This is a genomic window from Abyssibius alkaniclasticus, from assembly GCF_020447305.1.
Classification (GTDB): domain Bacteria; phylum Pseudomonadota; class Alphaproteobacteria; order Rhodobacterales; family Rhodobacteraceae; genus Abyssibius; species Abyssibius alkaniclasticus.
In genome coordinates this window covers 1476978-1500742 of record NZ_CP095732.1, presented here as the reverse complement: position 1 = coordinate 1500742, position 23765 = coordinate 1476978, and the positions used below count along the sequence as shown (strand labels likewise).

Here is a 23765-nt window from a genome sequence, read left to right as displayed (position 1 = left end):
AGCGATAAACCCGCAGTCGCGTCAAAACTCCTCCACCGTCACAACACCGGGTGTGGAGCGTATGGCACCCTTGATCTGCGGTGAGACGGCGTAATCGCCCTTCAGCATGATCTCCACCTCGCCCGGCAGGTCTGGATGGGTCAGCACCAGGTTGACCGGCCCGCGCGACCCCGGCCCGCCGCGCTCCAGAATGCCGGCCACCATTGAAAACGCGTCTTCTTCATTCACGAAAACCCGCAGCCCGGCGCTGGCGACACCGGCAATGGCGCTGTCAATCGCCTGAACCTTGCGCGCCAGCAGTTTGAGGTTGTCGCCCTGCACTTCTGCCTCGACCGCCAGCACCACATTCTGGCCAGGGCTCAGCAATTCGCCCGCAGCTTCCAGCGTGTCGGAAAACACCGTCACCTCATACATCCCGCTCGGATCGGACAGCGCCACAAAGGCAAAGCGGTTCCCGCGCGATGATTTTCGGCTTTGTATGCTGGAAACCGTGCCGGCAATCTTGCCAATGCTTGCCCCCGTGCGCGCGGTTTGCGCATGAAGCTCCACAAGCGTCAGCACCGGCGGGCGCTGGCGTTTCAGCGGCCCCATATAATCATCGAGCGGATGGCCCGACAGATAGAACCCAACCGCCTGATGCTCCTGCCCCAACCGTTCAGTGGCTAACCAGTCCTCGGCCGTGGGCAGGCGCGGCGCTGGCAAATCTTCACCCGCCTCGCCAAACAGGCTGACTTGCGCACTGGCGCGCGCCTCATGCGTGGCGCTCGCATAGGCAACCAGAGTGTCAAGACTGGCCAAGACCCGCGCGCGGTTGGAATCGAGCTGATCAAACGCACCTGCCCGCGCCAACATTTCCAGTGGGCGCTTGCCCACGCGCTTCAAATCCACGCGACGGGCAAAATCCAGTAAATCCTTGAACGATCCATCGGCACGGGCGGCGACAATCAGCTTCATCGCTTCAACGCCCACGTTTTTCAGCGCGCCCAGCGCATAGACGATTTTGCCATCCTCAACACCAAAGGTCGCGCCCGAACGGTTCACGCAAGGCGGGATGATCTCGATCTCGAGCCGGTCAACCTCTTGTTTATACACGGCTAATTTTTCGGTCAGGTGCAAATCGCAGTTCATCACCCCGGCCATGAACTCGACCGGATAATTCGCCTTCAGCCAAGCCGTTTGATAGCTAACCACCGCATAGGCCGCCGCGTGTGATTTGTTGAAACCGTAATTCGCGAACTTCTCCAGCAGGTCAAAAACCTCGCTGGCCTTCTTCTCTGTGACGTTGTTCTTCTTGGCGCCTTCGATGAATTTGGGCCGTTCCTTGGCCATTTCCTCGGCGATTTTCTTACCCATCGCGCGGCGCAGCAAATCAGCGCCACCCAGCGAATAGCCGGCCATTTCCTGGGCAATCTGCATCACCTGTTCCTGGTAAACAATAATGCCCTGCGTTTCGTCCAGAATATGGTCAATGCTCTCGTGCAGGTTGTCGCGCTTTTCCAACCCGTTCTTAACCTTGCAGAATTTCGGAATATTCTCCATCGGGCCGGGCCGATACAGCGCGACCAGCGCCACAATATCCTCGATGCAGGTCGGCTTCATCTGGCGCAGCGCATCCATCATGCCCGCCGATTCCACCTGAAACACGGCCACGGTGCGCGCAGCGGCATAAAGCTCGTAGGTCTTGGCGTCATCCAGCGGAATAAGGCCAATATCCACCGCCACGCCGCGCTGTTTCAGCAAATCGAGCGCGTTCTGAATGACTGTCAGGGTCTTCAGGCCCAGAAAGTCGAACTTCACCAGCCCGGCCTGCTCAACCCATTTCATATTAAACTGTGTTGCGGGCATGTCCGAGCGGGGGTCGCGATACAGCGGCACCAGCTCGTCCAGCGGACGGTCACCAATCACCACACCGGCGGCATGGGTTGAGGCATTGCGCAACAGCCCCTCGACCCGGCCCGCATAGTCGAGCATCCGCGCCACAACCTCTTCGCTTCGGGCTTCCTCGCGCAGGCGCGGCTCGTCCTGCAGCGCCTTGTGGATGCTGACAGGCTTTACACCCTCAACCGGGATCAGCTTGCTCAGCCGGTCCACCTGCATATAGGGCATTTGCAAAACGCGGCCGATGTCGCGCACCGCCGCCTTGGACAGAAGCGCGCCAAAGGTAATGATCTGCCCCACCTTGTCGCGGCCATATTTCTCTTGCACATAGCGGATCACCTCCTCGCGGCGATCCATGCAGAAGTCGATGTCAAAATCGGGCATCGACACGCGTTCGGGGTTCAAAAACCGTTCAAAAAGAAGGGAATAGCGCAGCGGGTCAAGGTCGGTAATTGTCAGCGAATAAGCAACAAGCGAGCCTGCCCCCGAACCACGCCCCGGCCCCACGGGAATGTTCTGCGCCTTGGCCCATTTGATGAAATCGGCCACGATCAGAAAATAGCCGGGAAAGCCCATTTGCTCGATCACACCCAGCTCGAAATCGAGTCGCGCCTCGTAATCCGCAACCTCGGCCGCATGGGGGATTACCTTCAGCCGCTCCGCCAGCCCTTCATGGGCGGCGCGGCGCAGTTCCACCACCTCGTCATCGGCGAATTTTGGCAGAATCGGCGCGCGTGTGCGCACCCGAAAGCCGCAACGCCGCGCAATCTCTACCGTATTTTCCACCGCTTCCGGCAGGTCGGTAAAGAGCTTAACCATTTCGTCCTGCGACTTGAAGTAATGGGCTGGCGTCAGGTGGCGGCGCGGCGTTTGCTGGTCAACATAGGCGCCTTCGGCAATGCAGATCAGCGCATCATGGGCGGCGTAGAAATCAGGTTCGGGGAAGAACACCTCATTGGTGGCCACCAACGGCAATTCCAGCGCATAGGCCAGGCCGATCAACCCCGGTTCGCTGGCCGCTTCGCGCGCCATGCGCGGTGCATCGCCATCGGGGTGGCGCTGGATTTCAATGTAAAGCCTGCCGGGGTAAATCTTTGCAAGATGCTTGGCCAGGGCGCGCGCGGCCTCCGCCTGCCCCTCGGCGCACAAATAGCCAAGCGGGCCTTCCGCCCCGCCCGAAAGCGCGATCAGCCCTTCGGAATGCGCCTCCAGATGCTGCATCGTCACATGCGGCAGCGCATCGCCACAATCCAGAAAATTGTGTGAATTCAGCTTCATAAGGTTGTTATAGCCCGCCTCGTTCTGCGCGAGCAGCACAATCGGGCGGGCCGGTGGCGGTGCTTCGCCCTGGCGCGCGGGCGGCGCATAGGAAAGCGCCAACTGGCAACCGATGATCGGCTGCAAACCCGCCTTTGCGGCATATTCCGAAAATTCGAGCGCACCAAACATATTGCCGGTATCGGTCACGGCAATCGCGGGCATGTCGGCGGCTTTGGCAAGCGCGATCAGCCGCTTCAGATCAACCGCACCTTCCAGCAGGGAATAGGCACTATGGGTGCGCAGATGGATGAATCGGGGGCTGTTCATGGCGCAAGTCTAGCCACAAGCAAAGGCGCGCGAAACCAGCAAAGCACAACGGCCACGACGATTTCCGCAACAGGCGCTGCGGGTGCATCGCGGCGCGCGACCGGGGTTGCACCAGGCGCCACACCGGCCGCGCCGCCACCGCCCGCAATAAAAAACGGCCCGCAACGCGGACCGTTTGATGTTGCGGGCCATACGCGCCTATTGCGGAATATCGCCGGTGATGCCTTCAACATAAAAGTCCATCGTGGCCAGCGTGGCGTCATCGGCCACTTCGCCTTCGGCCAACCAGGGCGAACCGTCCTGGCGGTTGATCGGGCCGGTGAAGGGGTGCAATGTGCCCGCTGCAATCGCATCGATTGCCGCCTGCGCTTCGGCCACCACCTCGGCGGGCAGGTTTTCGTTGAACGGTGCAAAAGCCACCATGCCAGCGGCAATACCATCCCAGGTTGCGGTGCTTTCCCATGTGCCGTCCATGCCGGCCTGAACGCGCGCAATATAGTAGGGATCCCAATCATCCATGATCGAGGTCATCTGCGCATTCGGCCCGAAATTCGCCATGTTCGAGGCCTGGCCAAAGGCCAGAACGCCGCGCTCTTCGGCAATGGTCATCGCGGCGGGGCTGTCGGTATGCTGCATGATCACATCGGCACCCTGGTCGATCAGCGCATTGGCGGCTTCGGCCTCCTTGCCCGGATCAAACCAGGTAAACGCCCATACCACCTTGAATTCCACATCGGGGTTGACCGATTTGGCGGCAAGATATGCGGCGTTGATGCCACGGATAACTTCGGGAATCGGGAAGGACGCGATATAGCCGATTGTGTTGGTTTCGGTCATGCGGCCGGCCATCAGGCCAATCACATGGCGACCTTCGTAAAAGCGTGCCGAATAGTTGGAAACATTGTCGGCCAGACGATAGCCGGTTGCATGTTCAAACAACACATCGGGAAATTCTTCGGCAACGTTGATCGTCGCATCCATATAGCCGAACGAGGTGGTGAAGATCATGTCGACACCCGAGCGCGCCATCTGGGTAATCACCCTTTCCGCATCGGCACCTTCGGGAACCGATTCAACATAAGAGGTTTCAACCGCATCCCCAAAATAGTCCTGCACGGCCTGGCGGCCCAGATCATGCTGATAGCTCCAGCCAAGGTCGCCCACCGGGCCGACATAGACAAAGCCAACCTTGTAGGGCTCTTGCGCCTGGGCGCCGGTTGCCAGCCCCAATGCAAGCGCGCTGGCAGCCAGTGTTTTCATCAATCTCATAAAATCCTCCAATGCGGTTTTGCTTCAATGCGAAGCGTGGAAAGAACGGCCAAGCGAGGCCGGAGCGTTTAGCGATGCCCGCCGACGATCGGAGGACATGATCACCAATACGATAATGGTGACAAGGTAGGGAGTCATCTTCAAATATGCAGGCGAGATGCCCGCACCGGCGATTTGCAGGTTAATTTCCAGAACCGAGATGCCCCCGAACAGATAGGCGCCAATCAGCAGCCGCCCGGGCTTCCAGCTTGCAAACACCACCAGCGCCAGCGCAATCCAGCCCGCACCTGCCGTCATGCCCTCTGTCCATTGCGGCACGCGGATCAGGCTGAAATAGGCGCCGCCCAAACCGGCCATAGCCCCGCCGAACAGGATGGCGCCCATGCGGATCATCACCACGTTGTAACCAAGCGAATGCGCGGCATCATGGCTTTCACCCACCGCGCGCAGCACAAGCCCGGCGCGGCTGCGGTTCAGGAACCACCACAGCGCCACGACCATGAAGATCGAGAAATAGACAACCGCATCATGGTTGAACAGAATCCGCCCCAGCACGGGAATATCGGTTAAAAAGGCTATGTCGAGCTTGGCCACGGCGGGGGGTTTAAGCCCGGTATAGGAATGGCCAAGCAAGGCCGCCAGGCCAAGCCCGAACAATGTCAGCGCTAGCCCCGTCGCCACCTGATTCGACAGTAAATATTGCGTCAGAATGCCAAAGAGCAGGGCCAGAACCGCACCGGCGCCCATTGCGGCGAGCATTCCCAGATAGGGGTTTTCGGTTTCAACGGCCATCGCAAAGCCGGCAATGGCCCCGATGATCATCATCCCCTCTACGCCAAGGTTCAGCACACCCGATTTTTCAACCACCAGCTCGCCCAGCCCGGCCAGCAATATGGGGGTTGCGGCAATCATCAGGCTGGCGATCAGCGAAATCGGGTCGATTGACGATAGATCCATTACTTCGCCTCCTTTTTCAGCACAAAGCGATAGGCCACCAGCACATCCACGGCCAGCAGGAAGAACAACAGCATTCCCTGGAACACCCGGATGGCGGCGGCAGGCACTTGCAGTGCGAATTGCACGGTTTCACCGCCCACATAGGTGGCGGCCATCAGAATGCCCGCAAGGAAAACGCCGATCGGGTTGAGACGCCCCAAAAACGCCACGATAATCGCCGTGAAGCCATAGCCAAGCGGAAAATTGGTTGTCAGCTTGCCGGCCGGCCCCACCAGTTCGAATAGCCCCGCCACGCCGGCAAGCGCGCCGGAAATGCCCATTGTGGCGGCTACAATCACCCCGGGTTTGACCCCGGAGAACCGCGCCGCTCGCGGCGCTTGCCCGGTCAGCTTGATCTGGTAGCCAAGCCTGTGGCGCGCCAGCAGCGCATAGGCCAGCACGACGGCGCCGATCGCCGCCAGACCGCCCACATTCAGCCCGGCAGACTTGATCAGCATCGGCATTTCGGCGCTGGCATAATCGGCCAGGCTGCGGCTTTCGGGAAAACCGCGCCCATCGGGGTTTTTCAATGCGCCCGTCACCATTGCGCGCAAAAAGTTTTCGGCCACATAGACCAGCATCAGGCTGACCAGAATTTCGTTGGCGTTGAACTTCACCCTCAGGAACGCCGGAATCATCGCCCAGGCAAAGCCGCAGAACGCGCCGGTCAGCGCCATCAGCGGCAGCACCCAGATGCCGGGCGTGCCATAAAGCGCAAGGCCCACCGCCCCGCCGCCAATCGCCCCCATGATGAACTGGCCCTCGGCGCCAATGTTCCAGACCCCGGCCCGAAAGCCAAGGCTCAGCCCCACGGCGATCAGAATAAGCGGGCCGCCCTTGATCAGCAATTGCCGCTGCGAATAGCTGTCGGTAAAGGGTTCGATGAAAATCATCTGGATGGCGGCAAACGGGTCTTTGCCCAGCAGCGCAAACAGGATACCGCCAAAGATCATCGTCAGCACGACGGCCAGCACGGGGGTCAGCCACAGCATGGCCGTCGAGGGGGCCTTGCGCCGTTCGAGCCGGATCATATCGTTGCCCCCGCCATTGGTTCCATACCGTGGGTTCCGCCCATCATCAGGCCGATTTCCTCAATGCTCAGCCCTTCGGCGGGCCGTGGTTTTGAAAGTCGGCCTTCGGCCAGGACCGCGAATGTGTCCGACATTTCCATCAGCTCGTCCAGATCCTGGCTGACCACCAGAACCGCCGCGCCATTTGCCGCCAGATCGCGCAGGGCCTGGCGGATGGCAGCCGCCGCCGCCGCATCAACCCCCCATGTCGGCTGGTTCACCACCAGCACATCGGGGCTTTGCAGCACCTCTCGTCCTATGACGTATTTCTGCAAGTTTCCGCCCGACAAGGCCCTTGCAGCCACGTGATTGCCAGGAGTGCGCACATCGAAACGTGCAATGATCTCGTCGGAAAAACTGGCGGCTTTTCGCATATTCAGCCAGCCATTTCTGGCCAGCTTGCGCCGTGTCTGCGCGGTCAGCACGGCATTGTCGACAAGCGACATATCGGGTGCTGCGGCATGGCCCAGCCGTTCTTCCGGCGCGGTCAACATTCCCAGCGCGCGCCGCGTTTCGGGCTGAAAATGCCCAATGGACACGCCCTTCAGCGCGACCATCTCGCGCGCCACGCGGCGTTCGCCCGACAAGGCCAGCAGCAGTTCATCCTGCCCGTTGCCGGCCACACCGCCAATGCCCATCACCTCGCCCTTGCGCAGCGCAAGGCTGACATCGCGCAGGCTGGTGCCGAACGGATCAAGGCTTGGCAGGTTCAAACCCCTAAGCTCCAGCGCCACCTCGCCGGGCTGATAATCGCGCGCGCCGGGCATGGCCAGTTCCGCGCCGATCATCATTTCCGCCATGCTGCGTGCGGTTTCCTCGGCGGGCACACATTTGCCCACCACCTTGCCCAAGCGCAAAATCGTGGCGCGGTCACAGAGCGATTTGATCTCTTCGAGCTTGTGGCTGATATAGAGAATCGCCACGCCTTCGCTGGCCAGTTTGCGCAAGGTGGCAAAGAGAATCTCCACCTCTTGCGGGGTCAGCACCGAGGTCGGCTCATCCATGATCAGCAGCTTCGGGTTCTGCAAAAGGCAGCGCACAATCTCAACGCGCTGGCGCTCGCCCACCGACAGATCACCGATCAGCCTGTCCGGGTCGAGCGGCAGGCCATAGGCGGTTGAAACCTCGCGGATCTTGGCGGCCAATGCGCGGCGGTCGGGCGCATTCTCCATGCCCAGCGCAATGTTTTCGCCCACATTCAGCGCCTCGAACAGCGAGAAATGCTGGAACACCATCGCCACGCCGGCGCGCCGCGCCTCGCCCGGTTTTGGTGGTGCATAATGCGCGCCAAGCAGGGTCATACTGCCGGTATCGGGCCGCACCAGCCCGTAAATCATCTTTACCAGGGTTGATTTCCCCGCGCCATTCTCACCCAGCAGCGCGTGAATCTCGCCATGCTGAATGTCAAATGACACAGAATCATTGGCTTGCACGCCCGGATAGGCCTTTGATAGCGCGTCGATCCGCAATAATGGTTCCATAACACTCCCCAATGTCTTGGCGCCCAATCTTCGTTGATGCTACCTTTGACCAATTGGTAAAATTTTGACCGCCATCACCTCATCTGGCAAGTCTTTTATTTCATGTGTTATCGCAGGATCGTTGCAGCACTTTCAATATAATCTTAAAAATCCAGCCATAAAATCACTCCACGGTCACAGATTTGGCAAGATTGCGCGGTTGGTCAACATCAGTGCCTTTTTCTTGGGCAGTGTGATAAGCCAGTAGCTGTGCAGGCACGGCATAGAGGATCGGGGCGACCAGCGGGTGCGCCTCGGGCAGGATAATGGTTTTCCACGCGCCCTCACCCACCTCGGCAGCCCCTTTGGCATCGGTCACCAGCAGCACACGGCCACCGCGCGCCATTACCTCATGCATGTTGGAAATGGTCTTTTCAAACACCGCATCGAAGGGCGCAAAGCAGATCACCGGCACATGCTCATCAATCAGCGCAATCGGGCCGTGTTTCAACTCGCCGCTGGCATAGCCCTCGGCATGAATATAGCTCAGTTCTTTCAGCTTCAGCGCACCTTCCAGCGCCAGCGGATACATCGCGCCGCGCCCCAGAAACAGCACATCGCGCGCGCGGCTCAGATCGCGCGCCGCGGCGGCCATTTCCGGCTCCTGCCCCAAAGCCTCGGCCACAAGGCGCGGGGCGGTCGCCAAAGCGGCCAGCAGGCTGGTTTCCTGCTCTGCCGTAACATGCCCGCGCTGGCGGCCCGCCAGAATGGCCAAATTCGCAAACACCGCCAGCTGGCATGTAAACGCTTTGGACGAGGCGACCGAAATCTCCACCCCCGCCTTGATGGGCAGCGCCAAACCACTTTCGCGCGCAATCGTGCTTTCGGCCACATTCACCAGCGCCAGCACCTGCCCGGCCTTGCCCTGCACATAGCGCAGCGCCGCCAAAGTATCGGCCGTCTCCCCCGACTGGCTGACAAAAATCGCCCCGTCACGCGCCGAAATCGGCGGCTCGCGATAGCGGAACTCGCTGGCGACATCAATTTCCACCGGAATGCGGGCAATGCTTTCAAACCAGTATTTCGCCACATGGCAGGCGTAATAGGCCGTGCCGCAGGCAACCATCACCAGCCTGTCCACTTTCGCAAAATCCGGCGCGCCTTCGGGCACCTGCACGGCATCGCGCCCCGCGGTTTGGTAATGCGCCAGCGCGTAACCCAGAACCGAGGGTTGTTCATGAATTTCCTTGGCCATGAAATGCCGGTAATTGCCTTTATCCACGCGCACCTGGTCCACATTCACCACCCGCATTTCGCGGTTGGCCAGGCGCCCTTCGGCATCGTAAACCGTCACACCGGCACGGCTTAGAACCGCCATGTCACCCTCTTCCAGATAGGTGATGCGCCCGGTCATCGGCGCCAAAGCCAGCGCATCCGAGCCCAGATACATTTCCCCCACGCCATGCCCCACGGCAAGGGGCGAGCCGCGGCGTGCGCCGATCATCACATCGTCATGACCCGCAAACAAAAAGGCCAGCGCAAAGGCCCCGCGCAGCCGCGCCAGCGTGGCGGCAACCGCCTCTTGCGGGGTTTTGCCATGCGCCAGAAACTGCGCGCAAAGCTGGGCAATCACCTCGGTATCGGTATCCGATGCGAACACGGCTCCACCGGCGCGCAACTCGTCCCGCAGGGGCGCAAAATTCTCGATAATCCCGTTATGCACCACGGCCACCGGCCCAGCCACATGCGGGTGGGCATTGGCTTCGGTCGCTGCGCCATGCGTGGCCCAGCGCGTATGGCCGATGCCCGCAAGCCCGGCCAGCGGTGCGGCATTCAGGCTTTCATCCAGCGCCGCCAGCTTGCCCACGGCGCGGCGCGTTTCAATCGCGCCACCGTTCAGCGTGGCAATGCCGGCACTGTCATAGCCGCGATATTCCAGCCGCTTCAGCCCGCCCAGAATGCGCGGCGCAACCGCCTCTGCCCCCAAAATCCCGATTATTCCGCACATGCTCTGCCTCTGGCCTATCTGCTCGTTTGGCCCCTTGTGGCGCGGCGCTTGGCCAAATTCAACCGCACAACCGCGCCTGAAACAGTTCCGACACGAAACGTGACACGGCCATGCACCCGACGAATCATTGCAACCATGCGCCCTGCTGGGCAGTTTGGCCCAAACAAGGGGGATGCCATGAAGCTACGCGATCTTGAGGTGTTTGTCGTTGGCAACCCGCCACCCGGTTTTGGCGGGCGCTATTTCATCTTCGTGAAACTCGTCACCGATACCGGCATTGTCGGCTATGGCGAGGTTTATGCCGCCGCCGTCGGCCCCATTGCCATGCAAGCGGTCATCGAGGATGTCTTCGCGCGCCACATGCTTGGCCAATCGCCCGACCGCATCGAGCAGATGTTTCGCAGCACCTATTCCGCCGGCTTCACCCAGCGCCCCGACCCCACCGTCATCGGCGCGTTTTCCGGGCTTGAGATGGCCTGTTGGGATATTGTCGGCAAGGCGCTAAACCGCCCCATCCACGCCCTGCTTGGCGGGCAGGTGAATGACCGTTTGCGCAGCTATACCTATCTTTACCCCACCGAAGACCAAGACCCGCTTACATTCTACAACAACGCCGAACAATCCGCCGCCTGTGCCGCGCGCATGGTCGACTTGGGCTTTACGGCGGTCAAGTTCGACCCGGCCGGCCCCTACACCATCATGGGCGGCCACCAGCCGACAATGGTGGATATCGCGCGCTCGGTCGAGATTTGCGCCGCCCTGCGTGACGCCGTGGGCAGCCGGGCCGATCTGCTGTTCGGCACGCATGGCCAGTTCACCACCGGCGGCGCGCTGCGTATGGCGCAAGCCATCGCCCCCTATCAGCCGCTCTGGTTTGAAGAACCCGTGCCGCCCGACAATATGGCCGCGCTCGCCCGCGTGGCAAATGGCTGCGCGCTGTCCGTCGCCACCGGCGAACGCCTGACCACCAAGGCCGAATTCCTGCCCGCCCTGCAAGCTGGCGCCACCATCCTGCAACCGGCATTGGGCCGCGTCGGCGGCCTGTGGGAGGCCAAGAAAATCGCCGGCATGTCCGAGGCCTTCAACGCCCAGATGGCCCCGCATCTTTACGCTGGCCCGATTGAGTGGGCCGCCAATATCCAGCTTGGCGCGAGCCTGCCCAACCTGCTGATGCTCGAGCAAATCGGCACCGGCAACCCCTTTCACCAGCACCTCCTGACCACCCCCATCCACTGGGAGGATGGCTATGTCCATGTCCCCACCGCCCCCGGTCTGGGTGTGGAGCTGAATGAGGATGTCGCCCGCGCCCACCCCTATACCGGCACCCGCCTGCACCTTGAAATGCAGGCCACGCCGCACCCCACGGCTGGCGGGCTTTGGGCGGGGGGCTAGGGTAGCAATAGCATTTGTCATAGAAGCACATCCCTTGGGCCACAGCGCGAGTTCCCGATCAGGCTCCGGCCCAAACCCGCATCCGGCAAATCTCTAGCTCCGGAAATATGTTTATGCCCGCGCGCAACGAAATCTCAGCCGAACAACATGGGCGCGGCCCGATGACCCCGCCCAGCCTGCGCGCTTTGTTCGCCACCTTCACCCGCATCGGCCTGCTCTCCTTCGGCGGCCCTGCTGCGCAAATCGCGCTCATGCACCGCGTGCTGGTCGAAGACCGCCGCTGGCTGAGCGAGGCACAATATCTTTCCGCCCTTGGCTTTTGCATGTTTTTGCCTGGGCCAGAGGCAACGCAGCTTGCCACCTATGCGGGCTGGAAGCAGCGCGGTGTGCCGGGCGGGCTGATTGCCGGGCTGCTGTTCGTGCTGCCCGGTGCGCTGGTCATGCTGGCGCTGGCAATGGCCTATGCCGCCTATGGCAACATCCCCATAATCGCGGCGCTGTTTCTGGGCATCAAGGCCGCCGTGCTGGTCATTGTCATCGAGGCTTTGCTGCGCATCGCACGCCGCGCGCTCAGGCGCCACATGCACTGGGCCATTGCCGCGCTCGCCTTCATCGGCATCTTTTTCTTCGCACTGCCCTTCCCGCTGATCATTGCGCTGGCCGCCCTGCTTGGCATGTTCACCGCCCGGCCAGCACCGGCCGCGCCAGATCCGCCCACCGCCGCAACGCCGCTTGGCCAAACCCTTGCCACCATTGCCATATGGTTGGCCATCTGGCTGCTGCCACTCGCGGCCCTGCAGCTCTTTTTCCCCGGCATTCTGGCGCAAATCGGCTGGTTCTTTGCCAAACTCGCGGTCGTCACCTTTGGTGGTGCCTATTCCGTGCTGGCCTATATGGCGCAGGAGGTCGTAACCGCGCGCGGCTGGCTTACCGCCGGGCAAATGATGGATGGTCTGGGTCTGGCCGAAACCACGCCCGGCCCGCTCATTCTTGTCACCGAATTTGTGGCCTATACGGCAGGCTATGGCGCGGGTGGCCTCTGGCTTGGCATTGCCGCCGCTTTGGTCGCCCTTTGGGCCACCTTCGTGCCCTGCTATTTATGGATATTCGCCGGCGCGCCCTATATTGAATGGATCGGCGCCCAGCGCCGCCTTTCCGCCGCCTTTGCCGCGATCACCGCCGCCGTGGTCGGCGTCATCCTCAACCTGTCGCTCTGGTTCGCGCTGCATGTGCTGTTTGGCGAGGTCACGCGCAGCACGCTCGGCCCGCTCACCCTGTGGCAACCCACGCTTTTCAGCGTCGACTGGCGCGTTGCCGCCATCGGCCTGCTCTCGGCCTATCTGCTGCTGGCGCGGCATATGAACCTGCTCTGGGTGCTGCTGACCGCCGCGCTTTGCGGGGCGGCGATCAGCGCATTCACCTAATGCTGCGCGGCAATGAATGTGCCGTTGTTCAAATCACGCATCGCCTGCTGGATTTCGGCGGCCGTGTTCATCACAATCGGCCCGTGCCAGGCCACCGGCTCCTCAATCGGGCGGCCCGAAACCAGCAAGAACCGCACGCCATCCGGCCCGGCCTGCACCGTCACCTCATTGCCCGTGTCAAATTGCACCAGCGTCCGGTTGCCCGACATATCGCGGATGTTCAGCTCCTGCCCGCGCACCTCTTTTTCCACCCGCACCCCAATGGGGTTCGAGGCGGCCCGAAAGCTGCCCGCACCGCCGAAAACATAGGCAAATACCTGACGGTAAGTATCCACCGGAAAACTCTTGCGCGTATTCGGCGGCACCGAAATATCCAGATATTGCGGCTCGGCGGCAATGCCGTCGACCGGGCCTTTATAGCCCCTATAATCGCCGGTAATGATCTTGATCACCGTGCCATCATCATCAAGCAGCTCGGTAATATCGCTACCCTTGATGTCCTGATAGCGCGGCGCGGTCATTTTCTGGGCACTCGGCAGATTGGCCCAAAGCTGGAAGCCGTGCATCTTGCCCGCCGCATCGCCGCTGGGCATTTCCTGATGCAGAATGCCCGACCCGGCGGTCATCCATTGCACCGAACCCGCGCCAAGCCGGCCCTTGTTGCCCAGCGAATCCGCATGTTCCACTGTGCCTTCCAGCACATAGGTAATGGTTTCGATGCCGCGATGCGGATGCCAGGGAAACCCCTTGGCATAGGCGCGCGGGTCATCATTGCGAAAATCATCGAGCAGAAGGAACGGGTCGAAATCGCGCGGATTCCTGAAGCCAAAGGCCCGATACAAACTCACCCCGGCCCCTTCAATTGTGGGCTGGGCAAGGGTTTCCGATTTTACAGGACGAAACGACATAGCAACCTCTCTTTCAATCCCCAAGATAGGTGGCAGCATATAACGTTGCAATTCACCACAATCGCGCAAGACTGTCCGCAAAACGGAAACAACCCGATGCACCCAAGCGCATTTCCGACGATGCTGTCGCAATTCTGCTTGCGCTCTTGCACGAATCCACCATCCTGCCATGAAATTATCGGAGAGATTTTCATGCAGATCGGATTCATCGGCCTGGGCAATGTCGGCGGCAAACTGGCCGGCAGCCTGCTGCGCAACGGCAAAAACCTCATGGTGCGCGACCTCGATCCGGCGCTTGTTGCCAGATTCACGGCGCGCGGTGCCACATCGGCCAGCAGCCCGGCCGAGATGATGCAAGCCTGCGATATCGTCATCACCTGCCTGCCCAGCCCTGCCGCCTGCGCCGCCGTGATGGAGGGCGACGACGGGCTGCTGCAATCGGTCACGACCGGCAAAATCTGGCTGGAAATGTCCACCACCGATGCCGGCGAGATCAAGCGCCTTGCCCAGGCCGTTATCGCCAAGGGCGGAGCGGCGGTCGATTGCCCGGTTTCCGGTGGCTGCCACCGCGCCGATACCGGCAATATCTCCATTTTCGCGGGCTGCGACCGGCCCACATTCGAACGCGTCCTGCCCATTCTCACCATTCTTGGCCGCCGCGTGCTGCATACCGGCCCGGTTGGTTCAGCCTCCATCCTGAAGGTCATGACCAACTACCTCGCCACCGCCAACCTGCTCACCGTCTGCGAAGCAATGGTCACCATGAAGGCCGCCGGCCTTGACCTTGGCACCACCTATGAAGCCATCAAAATCTCTTCCGGCACCAGCTTTGTGCATGAAACCGAAAGTCAGGTCATTCTGAACGGCAGCCGCGACATCAACTTCACGATGGACCTTGTGCTGAAGGATATCGGCCTGTTCCAGAGCATCGCCGAAGCCGCCAATGTGCCGCTCGAAATCTCACCGCTGATGATCGAAATTTTCAAGGACGGCCAGAAACGCTACGGCACCCGCGCCCAGTCCGATGACATCATCCGCCGCCTGGAAGACGCGACCGGCCTCACCATCACCGCCCCCGGCTTCCCCGCCGAAATGGTCGATGATGAACCCGAAGAGCCGGGCTATGAGGTGGTGCCAGCCGGGCGCGCGGCCCTTCCTACTTGACCCGCCGCGCAAACTGCCCCATGCCCGCTTCATGAGTATCGTCATCGCACATATGTATGTCTCGCCGCTGCGCCGCTTTGTCGGCCTGGCCCTGCAACTGCTCATGGGCGCGGGGCTGATCCTGATCGCCGCCGCCCGTCCGCCCGCAAGCCCTGTCTATCTGCTGCTTTTGCTCGTCATCGGCGGGGCCATGCTGTTCAGCGCCTGGCGCTTCTGGCAGGCCACATCGGCCGGGCTTGTCCTTACCGATACCGATTTGCGCGACACCAACGGCACGATCATCTGCACGCTCGATGAGATCGACAAGATCGAGCGCGGCACCTTCGCCATCAAACCCGCCAACGGCTTCACCTTGCGCCTGAAATCGCGCCAAAGGCGCGGCTGGGCACCGGGCCTGTGGTGGCGGCTTGGCAAAATGGTCGGCATCGGCGGGGCCACCAACCGCAACGCCGCCAAATCGCTGGCCGAGGCGATCGACGTGCTTAAAAGCCCGCGCGGCGCCGAGCTTGTCGCCCAGGCGCGCAGCGACCAACCCCAGGAATAGGGCCAGCGCAGCCCCTGCACCGGCCCCATCTTTTGCTCATAAATATCCCCGCCGGAGGCATCCGACAGCAGCCAGAAGCGCCTACAGCCCCTTGGAGCGATAACTCGCCGCCACGCGCCCGATCGACACCAGATAGGCCGCCGTGCGCAAATCGGTCACATCATTGCGCGAATGCCAGACCTCGCGCATCGCCTGATAAGCCGCGCGCATCGTGTCATCCAGCCCCGAGCGCACAAGCTCCAACTCGCCCGCGCCCTTCAGATAGCGCGTCTTGAATTTCGGGTCGATCTCCCATTTCAGCCCGCGATCTGCCGAAAGCCGCTCCAGCTCTTCCACCAGCAGCATATGCCGGCTTTCCTCCTGGCGGCGCTGCATCCGGCCAAAACGGATATGGCTGAGGTTCTTCACCCATTCGAAATAGGACACCGTCACACCGCCGGCATTGGCATACATGTCCGGAATAATCACCACGCCCTTGTCACGCAGAATATCATCGGCCCCCGCAGTGACCGGCCCGTTTGCCGCCTCGATCAGCAGTTTCGTCTTGATCCGCTCGGCATTGTCAAGGTTGATCACCGCCTCCATCGCCGCCGGAATCAGGATATCGCAGTCTTCCTCCAGCACAGCGGCGCCGTTCTCGACAAAACGGCCACGATAGCCCTTCACGCCGTTCTGCGCGGTTACATGCGCCTTCAGCTCTTCAATATTCAGCCCGTTATCATCCATGATCGCGCCATCGCGCTCGATCACCCCGATAATCTTGCAGCCCGATTCCTCGCTCAGGAATTTCGCGGCATGATAGCCCACATTCCCCAGCCCCTGCACAATCACCCGCTTGCCCTCAAGCGTGCCGGAAAGCCCGGCAATGGCCATATCCTCGGGGTGGCGGAAAAATTCTTCCAGCGCATATTGCACCCCGCGCCCCGTCGCCTCGACCCGGCCCTGAATCCCGCCGGAATTCAAGGGCTTACCCGTCACACAGGCCGCGCCGTTGATGTCGGTGGTGTTCATGCGCTTGTACTGGTCGACAATCCACGCCATCTCGCGCTCACCCGTGCCCATATCGGGGGCCGGCACGTTCTGGGCGGGGTTGATCAGGTCGCGCTTGATCAGCTCATAGGCAAAGCGGCGCGTGATCAACTCCAGCTCATGCTCTTCCCATTCGCGCGGATCAATGCACAGCCCGCCCTTGGAGCCGCCAAACGGCGTTTCCACCAGCGCGCATTTATAGGTCATCAGCGCGGCCAGCGCCTCGACCTCGTCCTGGTTGACCGACATCGCAAAGCGAATCCCGCCCTTGACCGGCTCCATATGCTCGGAATGCACCGAGCGATAGCCGGTAAAGGTCTTGATCTGCCCGCGCAACCGCACGCCGAACCGCACGGTATAGGTAGAGTTGCAAACGCGGATCTTCTCTTCCAATCCGGGCGACATATCCATCAACTTCGCAGCGCGGTTGAACATCAAATCGACGGATTGGCGGAAACTTGGTTCTCTGGTGGATGACATATTCCTCGGGCCTTTTTGTTGTTCCCGTGCCATTTTCGGCACCTATGGGCGGCGGCCCCTGGCAACATGCGCGAAATCACAGCCCCGCTCCCAAAGGCCCGCCTCCCCCGACCCTAGCGCCAGACGCAAAAGTAAACAACTGGGGTGTTTGGTGAACGCAGTTGCAATTAAAAAGTATGCACCCGCAGCTTTCGTGCTGATTTCACGATCCAAACAACGCAGCCAAACACCCGGGCCCAACGCCGTCCCGGGCTTGACCCGGGACCTCGACCGCAATAGCCAGAGGCCCCGGATCAAGTCCGGGGCGGCACTGCACCGGGGAGAAGCCACCCCAACCCTACGTCCCCCGCGGCTTAACCCGCCGCGTCGCCTCTGCCTCGGCAGGGTCTTCCGGCCAGTGGTGGCGCGGATAGCGCCCGCGCAAATCCCACCGCACATCACCATAGGAACTCGCCCAAAACCCCGGCAAATCGGCGGTAATCTGCACAGGGCGCTGCGCGGGTGAGAGCAGCTCGATCAGCAACGGTTGGCGTTTGGGGCCAATACAGGGGTGGCTCGTTAGCCCGAACATCTCTTGCAGGCGCACCGATATACTGGGCTGTGCGCCGCCATAATCTATCGCGAGCCGCGTGCCTGTGGGGGCCGAAATCGCCTCCGGTGCCAGATCATCCAACGCCGCCTTGCCCGCCCAGCCAAGCCGCGCGGCCAAGGCCTCCATCAGCGCCACGCGCCCCAAATCCTCGGCCCGCCGCAACCCGTTCAGCCAGGGCGCAAGCCAGTCGGCAAGTTCGCCCAGCAGTGCTGCATCCGAGAAATCGGGCAAATCCGCCCCCTGCCCCCGCGCCCATTCCACCCGCGCCACGAAATAGCGGCTGGCCTTGGTCCAGGGCAAACAGCCCAGCCCAGGCTGCGCCACCCCCTCGCACAAAGCCGCCGCAACCGCCTCGGCAGGGGCATCGGGCCAATGCGCATCGCTCAGCACCAGCGCATCAAGCTGGCGTTGGCGGCGCGCCAGCACCGCGCGGTCGCGACGCGACCATGTGCAGACATCCACCTCGGCAATCCGGTGTCCATGCAGCGCCTCGATCTCGCCAATCCCGATCGCCGCCGCCAGCCGGATTTTCGCCGAACGCGCGTCGCCATCCAGATCCGCCGCCACCAAAAACCCCTGCCCGGCCAGCCCGCCACCCTGTGGCAGCACCGCCTCCTTGCCGCCGGCCATCAGGTAGCGCCCGTCGCCCCCCGGTCGCGCCATCGCAATCCGGTCGGGATAGGCGAGCGACAGCAGCGCCCCCGCACCCAGCCCTCGCTCTGCCCCCGCGAATTTCGCCAGCCGCCTGGCCTCGGCCTGCCCCGCGCCACTGCGCATGGCGCGCAGGCGCGGCGCAATATCCACCCCCGCCTCGCGCATCGGCACCCGCAGCGACAGCAGCGCCGCAAGCTCGGCGGCCAGCGCACCACCGCCTGCCACCAGCATATGCGCAAGGCGCGGATGCGCGGGCACCTCGGCCAAAGCGCGGCCATGCGCAGTAATCCCCCCCGCCGCATCCAAAGCGCCCAAATGCTGCATCAAATCCACCGCCGCTGCCCAGGCAGGCGCGGGGGGCGGCGTTAAAAACCGCACATCATCGGGGCTGCGCGCACCCCACATGGCCAGATCCAGCACCAGCGGTGCAAGGTCGGCGGCGGCAATTTCCGGCGGGGCAAAGGCCGCCAGCGCCCCCTCCTCGCCCTTGCTCCAGAGCCGATAGCAGCGCCCCGGCCCCACGCGCCCCGCCCGCCCCTGCCGCTGCGTGGCCTCGGCCCGGCTTGCACGCTCGGTCAGCAACCGCGCCATGCCCGAGGCGGCATCATAGCGCGACCGCCGCGCCAACCCCGCATCGACCACAACCGAGATATCCGGAATCGTGACCGAGGTTTCGGCAATCGCACTCGCCAGCACCAGCTTGCGCCCCTTCACCGGCGCCAGCGCGCGGCGCTGTTCACCAAAGGGCAGTGCGCCGTAAAGCGGCAGCATCTCCACCCCCTCGGGCAGGTTCGAAAGCATCCCCATCACCCGGCGAATCTCCCCCTCGCCCGGCAAAAACACCAGCACACCGCCCGCACTCTCCTCCAGAATCGCGCGCACCGCACCCGCCACCACCCCCTCCAGCCGCGGCGCGCGCCCGCGCACAGGCGGTGCCGGCTTGTGGATCACCTCAACCTCAAAGCTGCGCCCCTCGGCCGTGATCAGCGGCGCATCCAGCAATTCTGCCACCGGCCCCGCATCCAGGGTGGCCGACATCACCAGCAGCTTCAAATCCGGCCGCAAAGCCCCACGCATTTCCATGCACAAGGCAAGCCCCAGATCGGCATTCAGGCTGCGCTCGTGGAACTCGTCGAAAATTACACAGCCCACACCCGCAAGCGCCGGGTCATGCTGCAGCATCCGAGTCAAAATCCCCTCGGTCAGCACCTCGATGCGGGTCTCGCGTGATAGCTTTGCCTCACCCCGCATCCGGTAGCCCACGCGCCCGCCCACCGCCTCACCAAGGCTCGATGCCATCCGTTCCGCCGCCGCCCTTGCCGCCACGCGCCGGGGCTCCAGCATCAAAATGCGCCCGTCAATCCCGCCCCAATCCAGCAGCGCCAGCGGCAGCCGCGTCGTCTTGCCCGAACCGGTCGGCGCCTGCAAAACCGCGCAGCCGCCATCGCCCAGTGCTGCAATCAGCGCCGGCACGGCCTCATCCACAGGAAAATGCCCATCCATGCCCCTAGCTACCAAGCCCGCCCGCGCCCATCCAGCCCCCATCTTTTGCTCTTAAATATCCCACGGGGGTCCGGGGGTGTGAAACCCCCGGCTACCAGCATCGGGTCCGGGGGCGCAAAGCCCCCAACCCCAACATTCCCATTGCACCCCGCCCGCCCGCTTTGCATTATCCCCCGACTCAACCTCGGATCCTTTATGCCAGATTACGACTTCATCATCATCGGCGCGGGCTCTGCGGGCTGCGTGCTGGCCGACAGGCTCAGCCGCAGCGGCAAATACCAGGTCGCAATCGTCGAGGCCGGCGGGTCCGACAGCCACCCCTATATCAAGCTGCCCATCGGCTATGGGCGCACGTTCTTCAACCCGAAGATCAACTGGAAATTCACCGCCCAGCCCGATGCGGGTCTGGCAGGCCGCGCCGCCTATTGGCCGCGCGGCAAGGTGCTTGGCGGCTCCTCCTCGATCAACGCGCTGGTCTATTGTCGCGGCCTGAAACACGATTTTGAAGACTGGGCCATGCCGGGATGGGATTGGCCGGCCATCCAGACCGCCTATCGCGAAATCGAAACCCGTATCGCGCCCGATGGCACACAATCCGGCACCGGCCCGCTGCATGTCACCAATGTTGCCAGGCGCGCGCATCCGATCAAGGAAAACTACCTTGCCGCCGGCCGTGCCCTTGGCCTGCCGATCAGCGACAGTTTCAACGGCGATGCGCCCGAAGGTCTGGGGCTTTACGAGATCACCACCAAATCCGGAATGCGCCATTCCGCTGCCGCAGCCTTCCTGCGCCCGGCGCTGAAGCGCCCCAATGTCACGCTCATCAAGAACCAGCTGGTCGACACACTCACCTTCACCGGCGCCCGCGCCAACGGCCTGAAACTTGCCAGTGGTCAAACCCTGACCGCCCGGCGCGAGGTTATCCTTTCGGCAGGCGCCATCGGCTCGGTGCAAATCCTGCAACGCGCGGGTATCGGCCCCGGCGCAACCCTGCAAAAGCTCGGCATCCAGACCCGCATCGACAATTCCAATGTCGGCGGCAATCTGCAAGACCATCTCGGCATCAACTATTACTATAAATCCACCGTGCCCACGCTCAACAACCGGCTCGCGCCGTGGTGGGGCAAGGCGCTGTGCGGGGTCCAATACCTGGCCACACGTGGCGGCCCGCTCTCGCTTTCCGTCAACCAGTGCGGCGGTTTTGTGCGCGCCATGCCGGGCAGCGGCCCGGCCGATACGCAGCTCTACTTCAACCCCGCCACCTATACGACCGCGCCCGATGGCAGGCGCGAAATCATCAACCCCGACCCGTTTGCAGGCTTTCTGATCAGCTTTCAGCCCTGCCGCCCGCAAAGCCGTGGCCGGGTCGATATTTCGGCCCCCGCCCCCGAGGCGCCGCCGCTGATCAACCCCAACTCGCTGGCCACCGATCATGACCGCGCCGAGGTGCTGGCCGGCGCCCGCCTTGTGCAGCGCCTCATGGCCACCGCACCGCTTCAGGCCATCACCAAAGCCCCGCTTGGCCCCACCCCCGACCAGCTTGACGATGCTGCAATCCTTGCCGATTTCGCCCAGCGCGGCGGCACGGTCTTTCACCCCGTTGCCACCTGCCGCATGGCCGCCAATGCCGAAACCGGCGTGACCGATGCCCGGCTGCGCCTCTTTGGCGCCACCGGCCTGCGCGTGGTCGATGCCTCATCCATGCCCAATCTCACCTCGGGCAATACCAACGCGCCCACCATCATGCTGGCATGGCGCGCCGCCGACCTCATCCTCGCCGACCAGGCCTAGAACGGCAGGTTCAGCGCCGCGCTGACGCCAATCGCCTGATAGTCGGCTGTGCCCAGCCCGTCATAGCTCAGCGCAAGGCTCAGCGCGCCGCCGCTAGGCAGGGCGTAATCCGCACCCATACGCAGCCGCCCGCGCAGACCTTCAAAAGCCGGTATAAGCCCAAGGCTGGACCCCGACGCGCTCCACACGGCATCGGCGCCGAAACGCAGCGCCAGCGCCCCCAGCGGCACATCGAGCTTTGCACCGGCCGCGATCTGCGTCAGCGAAACCGTCTGCGCGGCCACCGTATTGCTGGCCCCATCAACATATTCGCGCTGCCGGTCCTGCGTCCAGGCAGCGTTCAGTTGCGGGCTCAGCGTGCCCCAACCCAACGCGATATCACCGCTCACATTCACCATCGCCAGCCAGCGCTGCGTGGTGAAATCGTCGGTATAGCTGCCCAGCGGCGAGGCCTGGTTATAGCTTTGCCCATAGAGCAGCCGTGCATCAAAATACAGCGGCTGGTCTGGCAGTTTGGCCACCAGATACGGCCCCACAAGCCAGCCCCAACCCGAAATTTCAGCCAGCCCGTCAACCTCTTCCATATAGTCCAGTTCCAGCATCACACCGGCCAGCAGGTTATCGCCAAACCGGCGATGCGCACCGATCGTGCCCAGAATATACGTATCCTCTGCCGTGCCCGAGGTGGACCAGCTGGCCGCAACATCAGCCCAGAATGGCCCCGCCCCGCCGGAATAGAAATCCACCATGCCCTGCCCGCTGGTAATCTCGGCATTGAAATGCCCCGCATCGCCGCGCAGCAGGCCCGAAAGGTCGGGCTGGTTCGCCAGCAACTGGTTGGCACGGTTGAGCATGAAGCGCGCATTGGCCTCCGAGCCGATGGCCGCCGTATCCAGCGCCGCGCTCGCCTGCGCCGCGCCGCTATCGCGCAAAACACCATCCTGCGCCGCACCAGCCGCCACCGATATGCTCAGATCGGCCACACCGCTTGGCGTAACCGTTGCCGTATACACAGCAGGGCCACCCTGCAAATTCGCAACGCTCCCCCCGCTCACCGCGATATCGCCAAGCGCGAAGCCCGTCACATCCTCGCTAAAGGCAAAGGTCACGACAATCGGCGTTGCATCCACGAAACTTGGCGGCAGGCCGGAAATTTCGAGCGTCGGCGCCAGCAAATCCGCCCGCCCGCTCAGCGTGTTTGACGCCACATTACCGTTATTGTTGCCATCCACCACCATATCGGCGCCCAACTGCACCGACACAGCGCCATCTGCAACCGGCGTCACCGTAAAGCTGTAACTATCCCCGCTGCCCATCGGCGCCGAGGCGATCAGGTTGTTCAGCGTCAGGTCGCTCAGCGCAAACCCTGTAACCGGCTCGTCAAAATCCAGCGTTACCGTCTGCGCCCCCGTCATCACGTTTTGCGCCCATGCCAAAGTCGGCGTCGGGTCGGTCCGGTCATAATTGCCGCCATCCATCGAAAAAGCGACCAGATCATGCCGATAGCCCGTCGCATTCACCGGGTCTGCCCCCGCATATACGTCAAACTGGCCGGTCACGGTTCGACCATTTGCATCGGCATAGCTGACCGTGCAGGTATACCGGCCCAATGGCAATACAAAGGTGGGCGATGTCGTCCCCACGACAACCGTTCCGCAACCATACCGCGCAAATGCATTGGCGCCATTGACCAGCGCGCTCATGCTCACCCGAAACGTGCTTTGGGCCGGGTTGAATGTGGTCTGCACGACAAAACCATTCGTCGGAGCCACTGGCGTCGCCGGGTAAAAACCATTCGTGCAAGCGCGCGTATCGGCATCGGAGGTGATAAAGATCCAGCCATCACCGCTTAGCGAGCCAATGCGCGACCCGCCCGGACAGGTGGTTTGCGCAGCAGCGCCACCCGCCTGTAACACAACAAGAATCGCAAGAAACAGACCACTGACCAAAACCCGCATATCGCTCGTCCTTTACCGCTTACACCCCGGCCAGTAGCTATGCTTTGGGGCAGTGGGA

The 23765-nt window shown here is 62.4% G+C and carries 15 protein-coding genes; 5 read left to right on the top strand and 10 right to left on the bottom strand.

Annotated elements, in window-relative coordinates:
• Window positions 1–21: 21 nt before the first annotated feature.
• From dnaE to glmS, 6 genes are all read right to left on the bottom strand, one after another.
• On the bottom strand, window positions 22–3465 hold the full coding sequence (gene dnaE, locus LGT41_RS07555; RefSeq protein ID WP_274129509.1) for a DNA polymerase III subunit alpha: 3444 nt from the start codon (window positions 3463–3465) through the stop codon (window positions 22–24).
• Between the two features lie 198 nt (window positions 3466–3663).
• Window positions 3664–4734, bottom strand: a complete 1071-nt coding sequence (locus LGT41_RS07550; protein ID WP_274129507.1) for a BMP family ABC transporter substrate-binding protein — start codon at window positions 4732–4734, stop codon at window positions 3664–3666.
• A gap of 24 nt (window positions 4735–4758) precedes the next feature.
• Window positions 4759–5691, bottom strand: a complete 933-nt coding sequence (locus tag LGT41_RS07545) for an ABC transporter permease (RefSeq protein WP_274129506.1) — start codon at window positions 5689–5691, stop codon at window positions 4759–4761.
• The gene (locus LGT41_RS07540; protein ID WP_274129505.1) at window positions 5691–6761 is read right to left on the bottom strand and encodes an ABC transporter permease; all 1071 of its coding nucleotides are present in this window, start codon (window positions 6759–6761) and stop codon (window positions 5691–5693) included. Before LGT41_RS07540 ends, LGT41_RS07545 begins: the two co-directional genes overlap by 1 nt.
• Window positions 6758–8281 carry an ABC transporter ATP-binding protein gene (locus tag LGT41_RS07535; RefSeq protein ID WP_274129504.1) on the bottom strand — a complete coding sequence of 508 codons (1524 nt, stop codon included), beginning with the start codon at window positions 8279–8281 and terminating at the stop codon, window positions 6758–6760. The genes LGT41_RS07540 and LGT41_RS07535 overlap by 4 nt, the downstream gene beginning before the upstream one ends.
• Window positions 8282–8444: 163 nt before the next feature.
• Window positions 8445–10268 (bottom strand): glutamine--fructose-6-phosphate transaminase (isomerizing), encoded by a 1824-nt coding sequence (gene glmS / locus LGT41_RS07530; protein ID WP_274129503.1) that lies wholly within the window; start codon window positions 10266–10268, stop codon window positions 8445–8447.
• 177 nt (window positions 10269–10445) lie between these two features.
• On the opposite strand from glmS, the gene LGT41_RS07525 reads away from it, so the two are divergent.
• Both LGT41_RS07525 and chrA read left to right on the top strand, forming a co-directional pair.
• Window positions 10446–11660, top strand: coding sequence for a mandelate racemase/muconate lactonizing enzyme family protein (locus tag LGT41_RS07525; protein ID WP_274129502.1), 1215 nt, complete (start codon window positions 10446–10448; stop codon window positions 11658–11660).
• Window positions 11661–11773: 113 nt separating this feature from the next.
• A complete protein-coding gene (chrA, locus tag LGT41_RS07520) occupies window positions 11774–13084 on the top strand; it encodes a chromate efflux transporter (protein ID WP_420720204.1) in 1311 nt (436 codons plus the stop codon).
• On the opposite strand, the gene LGT41_RS07515 is transcribed toward chrA, so the two are convergent.
• The gene (locus LGT41_RS07515; protein WP_274129501.1) at window positions 13081–13992 is read right to left on the bottom strand and encodes a pirin family protein; all 912 of its coding nucleotides are present in this window, start codon (window positions 13990–13992) and stop codon (window positions 13081–13083) included. The two genes, chrA and LGT41_RS07515, sit on opposite strands and share 4 nt — an antisense overlap.
• Window positions 13993–14184: 192 nt before the next feature.
• Here LGT41_RS07515 and LGT41_RS07510 point away from each other — a divergent pair, with 192 nt between their 5' ends.
• Entirely contained in the window at window positions 14185–15156 is a 972-nt protein-coding gene (locus tag LGT41_RS07510; protein ID WP_274129500.1) for an NAD(P)-dependent oxidoreductase, read from the top strand.
• A 31-nt stretch (window positions 15157–15187) separates the two neighbouring features.
• Window positions 15188–15700, top strand: a complete 513-nt coding sequence (locus LGT41_RS07505; protein WP_274129499.1) for a hypothetical protein — start codon at window positions 15188–15190, stop codon at window positions 15698–15700.
• Window positions 15701–15781: 81 nt separating this feature from the next.
• Here LGT41_RS07505 and LGT41_RS07500 read toward each other — a convergent pair whose 3' ends face one another.
• Together LGT41_RS07500 and hrpB are read right to left on the bottom strand one after the other, a co-directional pair.
• Complete coding sequence (locus LGT41_RS07500; RefSeq protein ID WP_274129498.1) at window positions 15782–17209, bottom strand: Glu/Leu/Phe/Val family dehydrogenase; 1428 nt, start codon at window positions 17207–17209, stop codon at window positions 15782–15784.
• A 337-nt stretch (window positions 17210–17546) separates the two neighbouring features.
• A complete protein-coding gene (gene hrpB, locus LGT41_RS07495) occupies window positions 17547–19958 on the bottom strand; it encodes an ATP-dependent helicase HrpB (RefSeq protein ID WP_274129497.1) in 2412 nt (803 codons plus the stop codon).
• A 195-nt stretch (window positions 19959–20153) separates the two neighbouring features.
• Between hrpB and LGT41_RS07490 the strand changes: the two genes are divergently transcribed.
• Window positions 20154–21749, top strand: coding sequence for a GMC family oxidoreductase (locus LGT41_RS07490; protein WP_274129496.1), 1596 nt, complete (start codon window positions 20154–20156; stop codon window positions 21747–21749).
• On the opposite strand, the gene LGT41_RS07485 is transcribed toward LGT41_RS07490, so the two are convergent.
• A complete protein-coding gene (locus LGT41_RS07485) occupies window positions 21746–23707 on the bottom strand; it encodes an Ig-like domain-containing protein (RefSeq protein WP_274129495.1) in 1962 nt (653 codons plus the stop codon). The two genes, LGT41_RS07490 and LGT41_RS07485, sit on opposite strands and share 4 nt — an antisense overlap.
• Window positions 23708–23765 lie beyond the last annotated feature (58 nt).

Coding starts and splice junctions, on each gene's coding strand:
- dnaE (WP_274129509.1), bottom strand. CDS start 3,465: ATGAACAGCCCCCGATTCATCCATCTGCGCACCCATAGTGCCTATTCC.
- LGT41_RS07550 (WP_274129507.1), bottom strand. CDS start 4,734: ATGAGATTGATGAAAACACTGGCTGCCAGCGCGCTTGCATTGGGGCTG.
- LGT41_RS07545 (WP_274129506.1), bottom strand. CDS start 5,691: ATGGATCTATCGTCAATCGACCCGATTTCGCTGATCGCCAGCCTGATG.
- LGT41_RS07540 (WP_274129505.1), bottom strand. CDS start 6,761: ATGATCCGGCTCGAACGGCGCAAGGCCCCCTCGACGGCCATGCTGTGG.
- LGT41_RS07535 (WP_274129504.1), bottom strand. CDS start 8,281: ATGGAACCATTATTGCGGATCGACGCGCTATCAAAGGCCTATCCGGGC.
- glmS (WP_274129503.1), bottom strand. CDS start 10,268: ATGTGCGGAATAATCGGGATTTTGGGGGCAGAGGCGGTTGCGCCGCGC.
- LGT41_RS07525 (WP_274129502.1), top strand. CDS start 10,446: ATGAAGCTACGCGATCTTGAGGTGTTTGTCGTTGGCAACCCGCCACCC.
- chrA (WP_420720204.1), top strand. CDS start 11,774: ATGCCCGCGCGCAACGAAATCTCAGCCGAACAACATGGGCGCGGCCCG.
- LGT41_RS07515 (WP_274129501.1), bottom strand. CDS start 13,992: ATGTCGTTTCGTCCTGTAAAATCGGAAACCCTTGCCCAGCCCACAATT.
- LGT41_RS07510 (WP_274129500.1), top strand. CDS start 14,185: ATGCAGATCGGATTCATCGGCCTGGGCAATGTCGGCGGCAAACTGGCC.
- LGT41_RS07505 (WP_274129499.1), top strand. CDS start 15,188: ATGAGTATCGTCATCGCACATATGTATGTCTCGCCGCTGCGCCGCTTT.
- LGT41_RS07500 (WP_274129498.1), bottom strand. CDS start 17,209: ATGTCATCCACCAGAGAACCAAGTTTCCGCCAATCCGTCGATTTGATG.
- hrpB (WP_274129497.1), bottom strand. CDS start 19,958: ATGGATGGGCATTTTCCTGTGGATGAGGCCGTGCCGGCGCTGATTGCA.
- LGT41_RS07490 (WP_274129496.1), top strand. CDS start 20,154: ATGCCAGATTACGACTTCATCATCATCGGCGCGGGCTCTGCGGGCTGC.
- LGT41_RS07485 (WP_274129495.1), bottom strand. CDS start 23,707: ATGCGGGTTTTGGTCAGTGGTCTGTTTCTTGCGATTCTTGTTGTGTTA.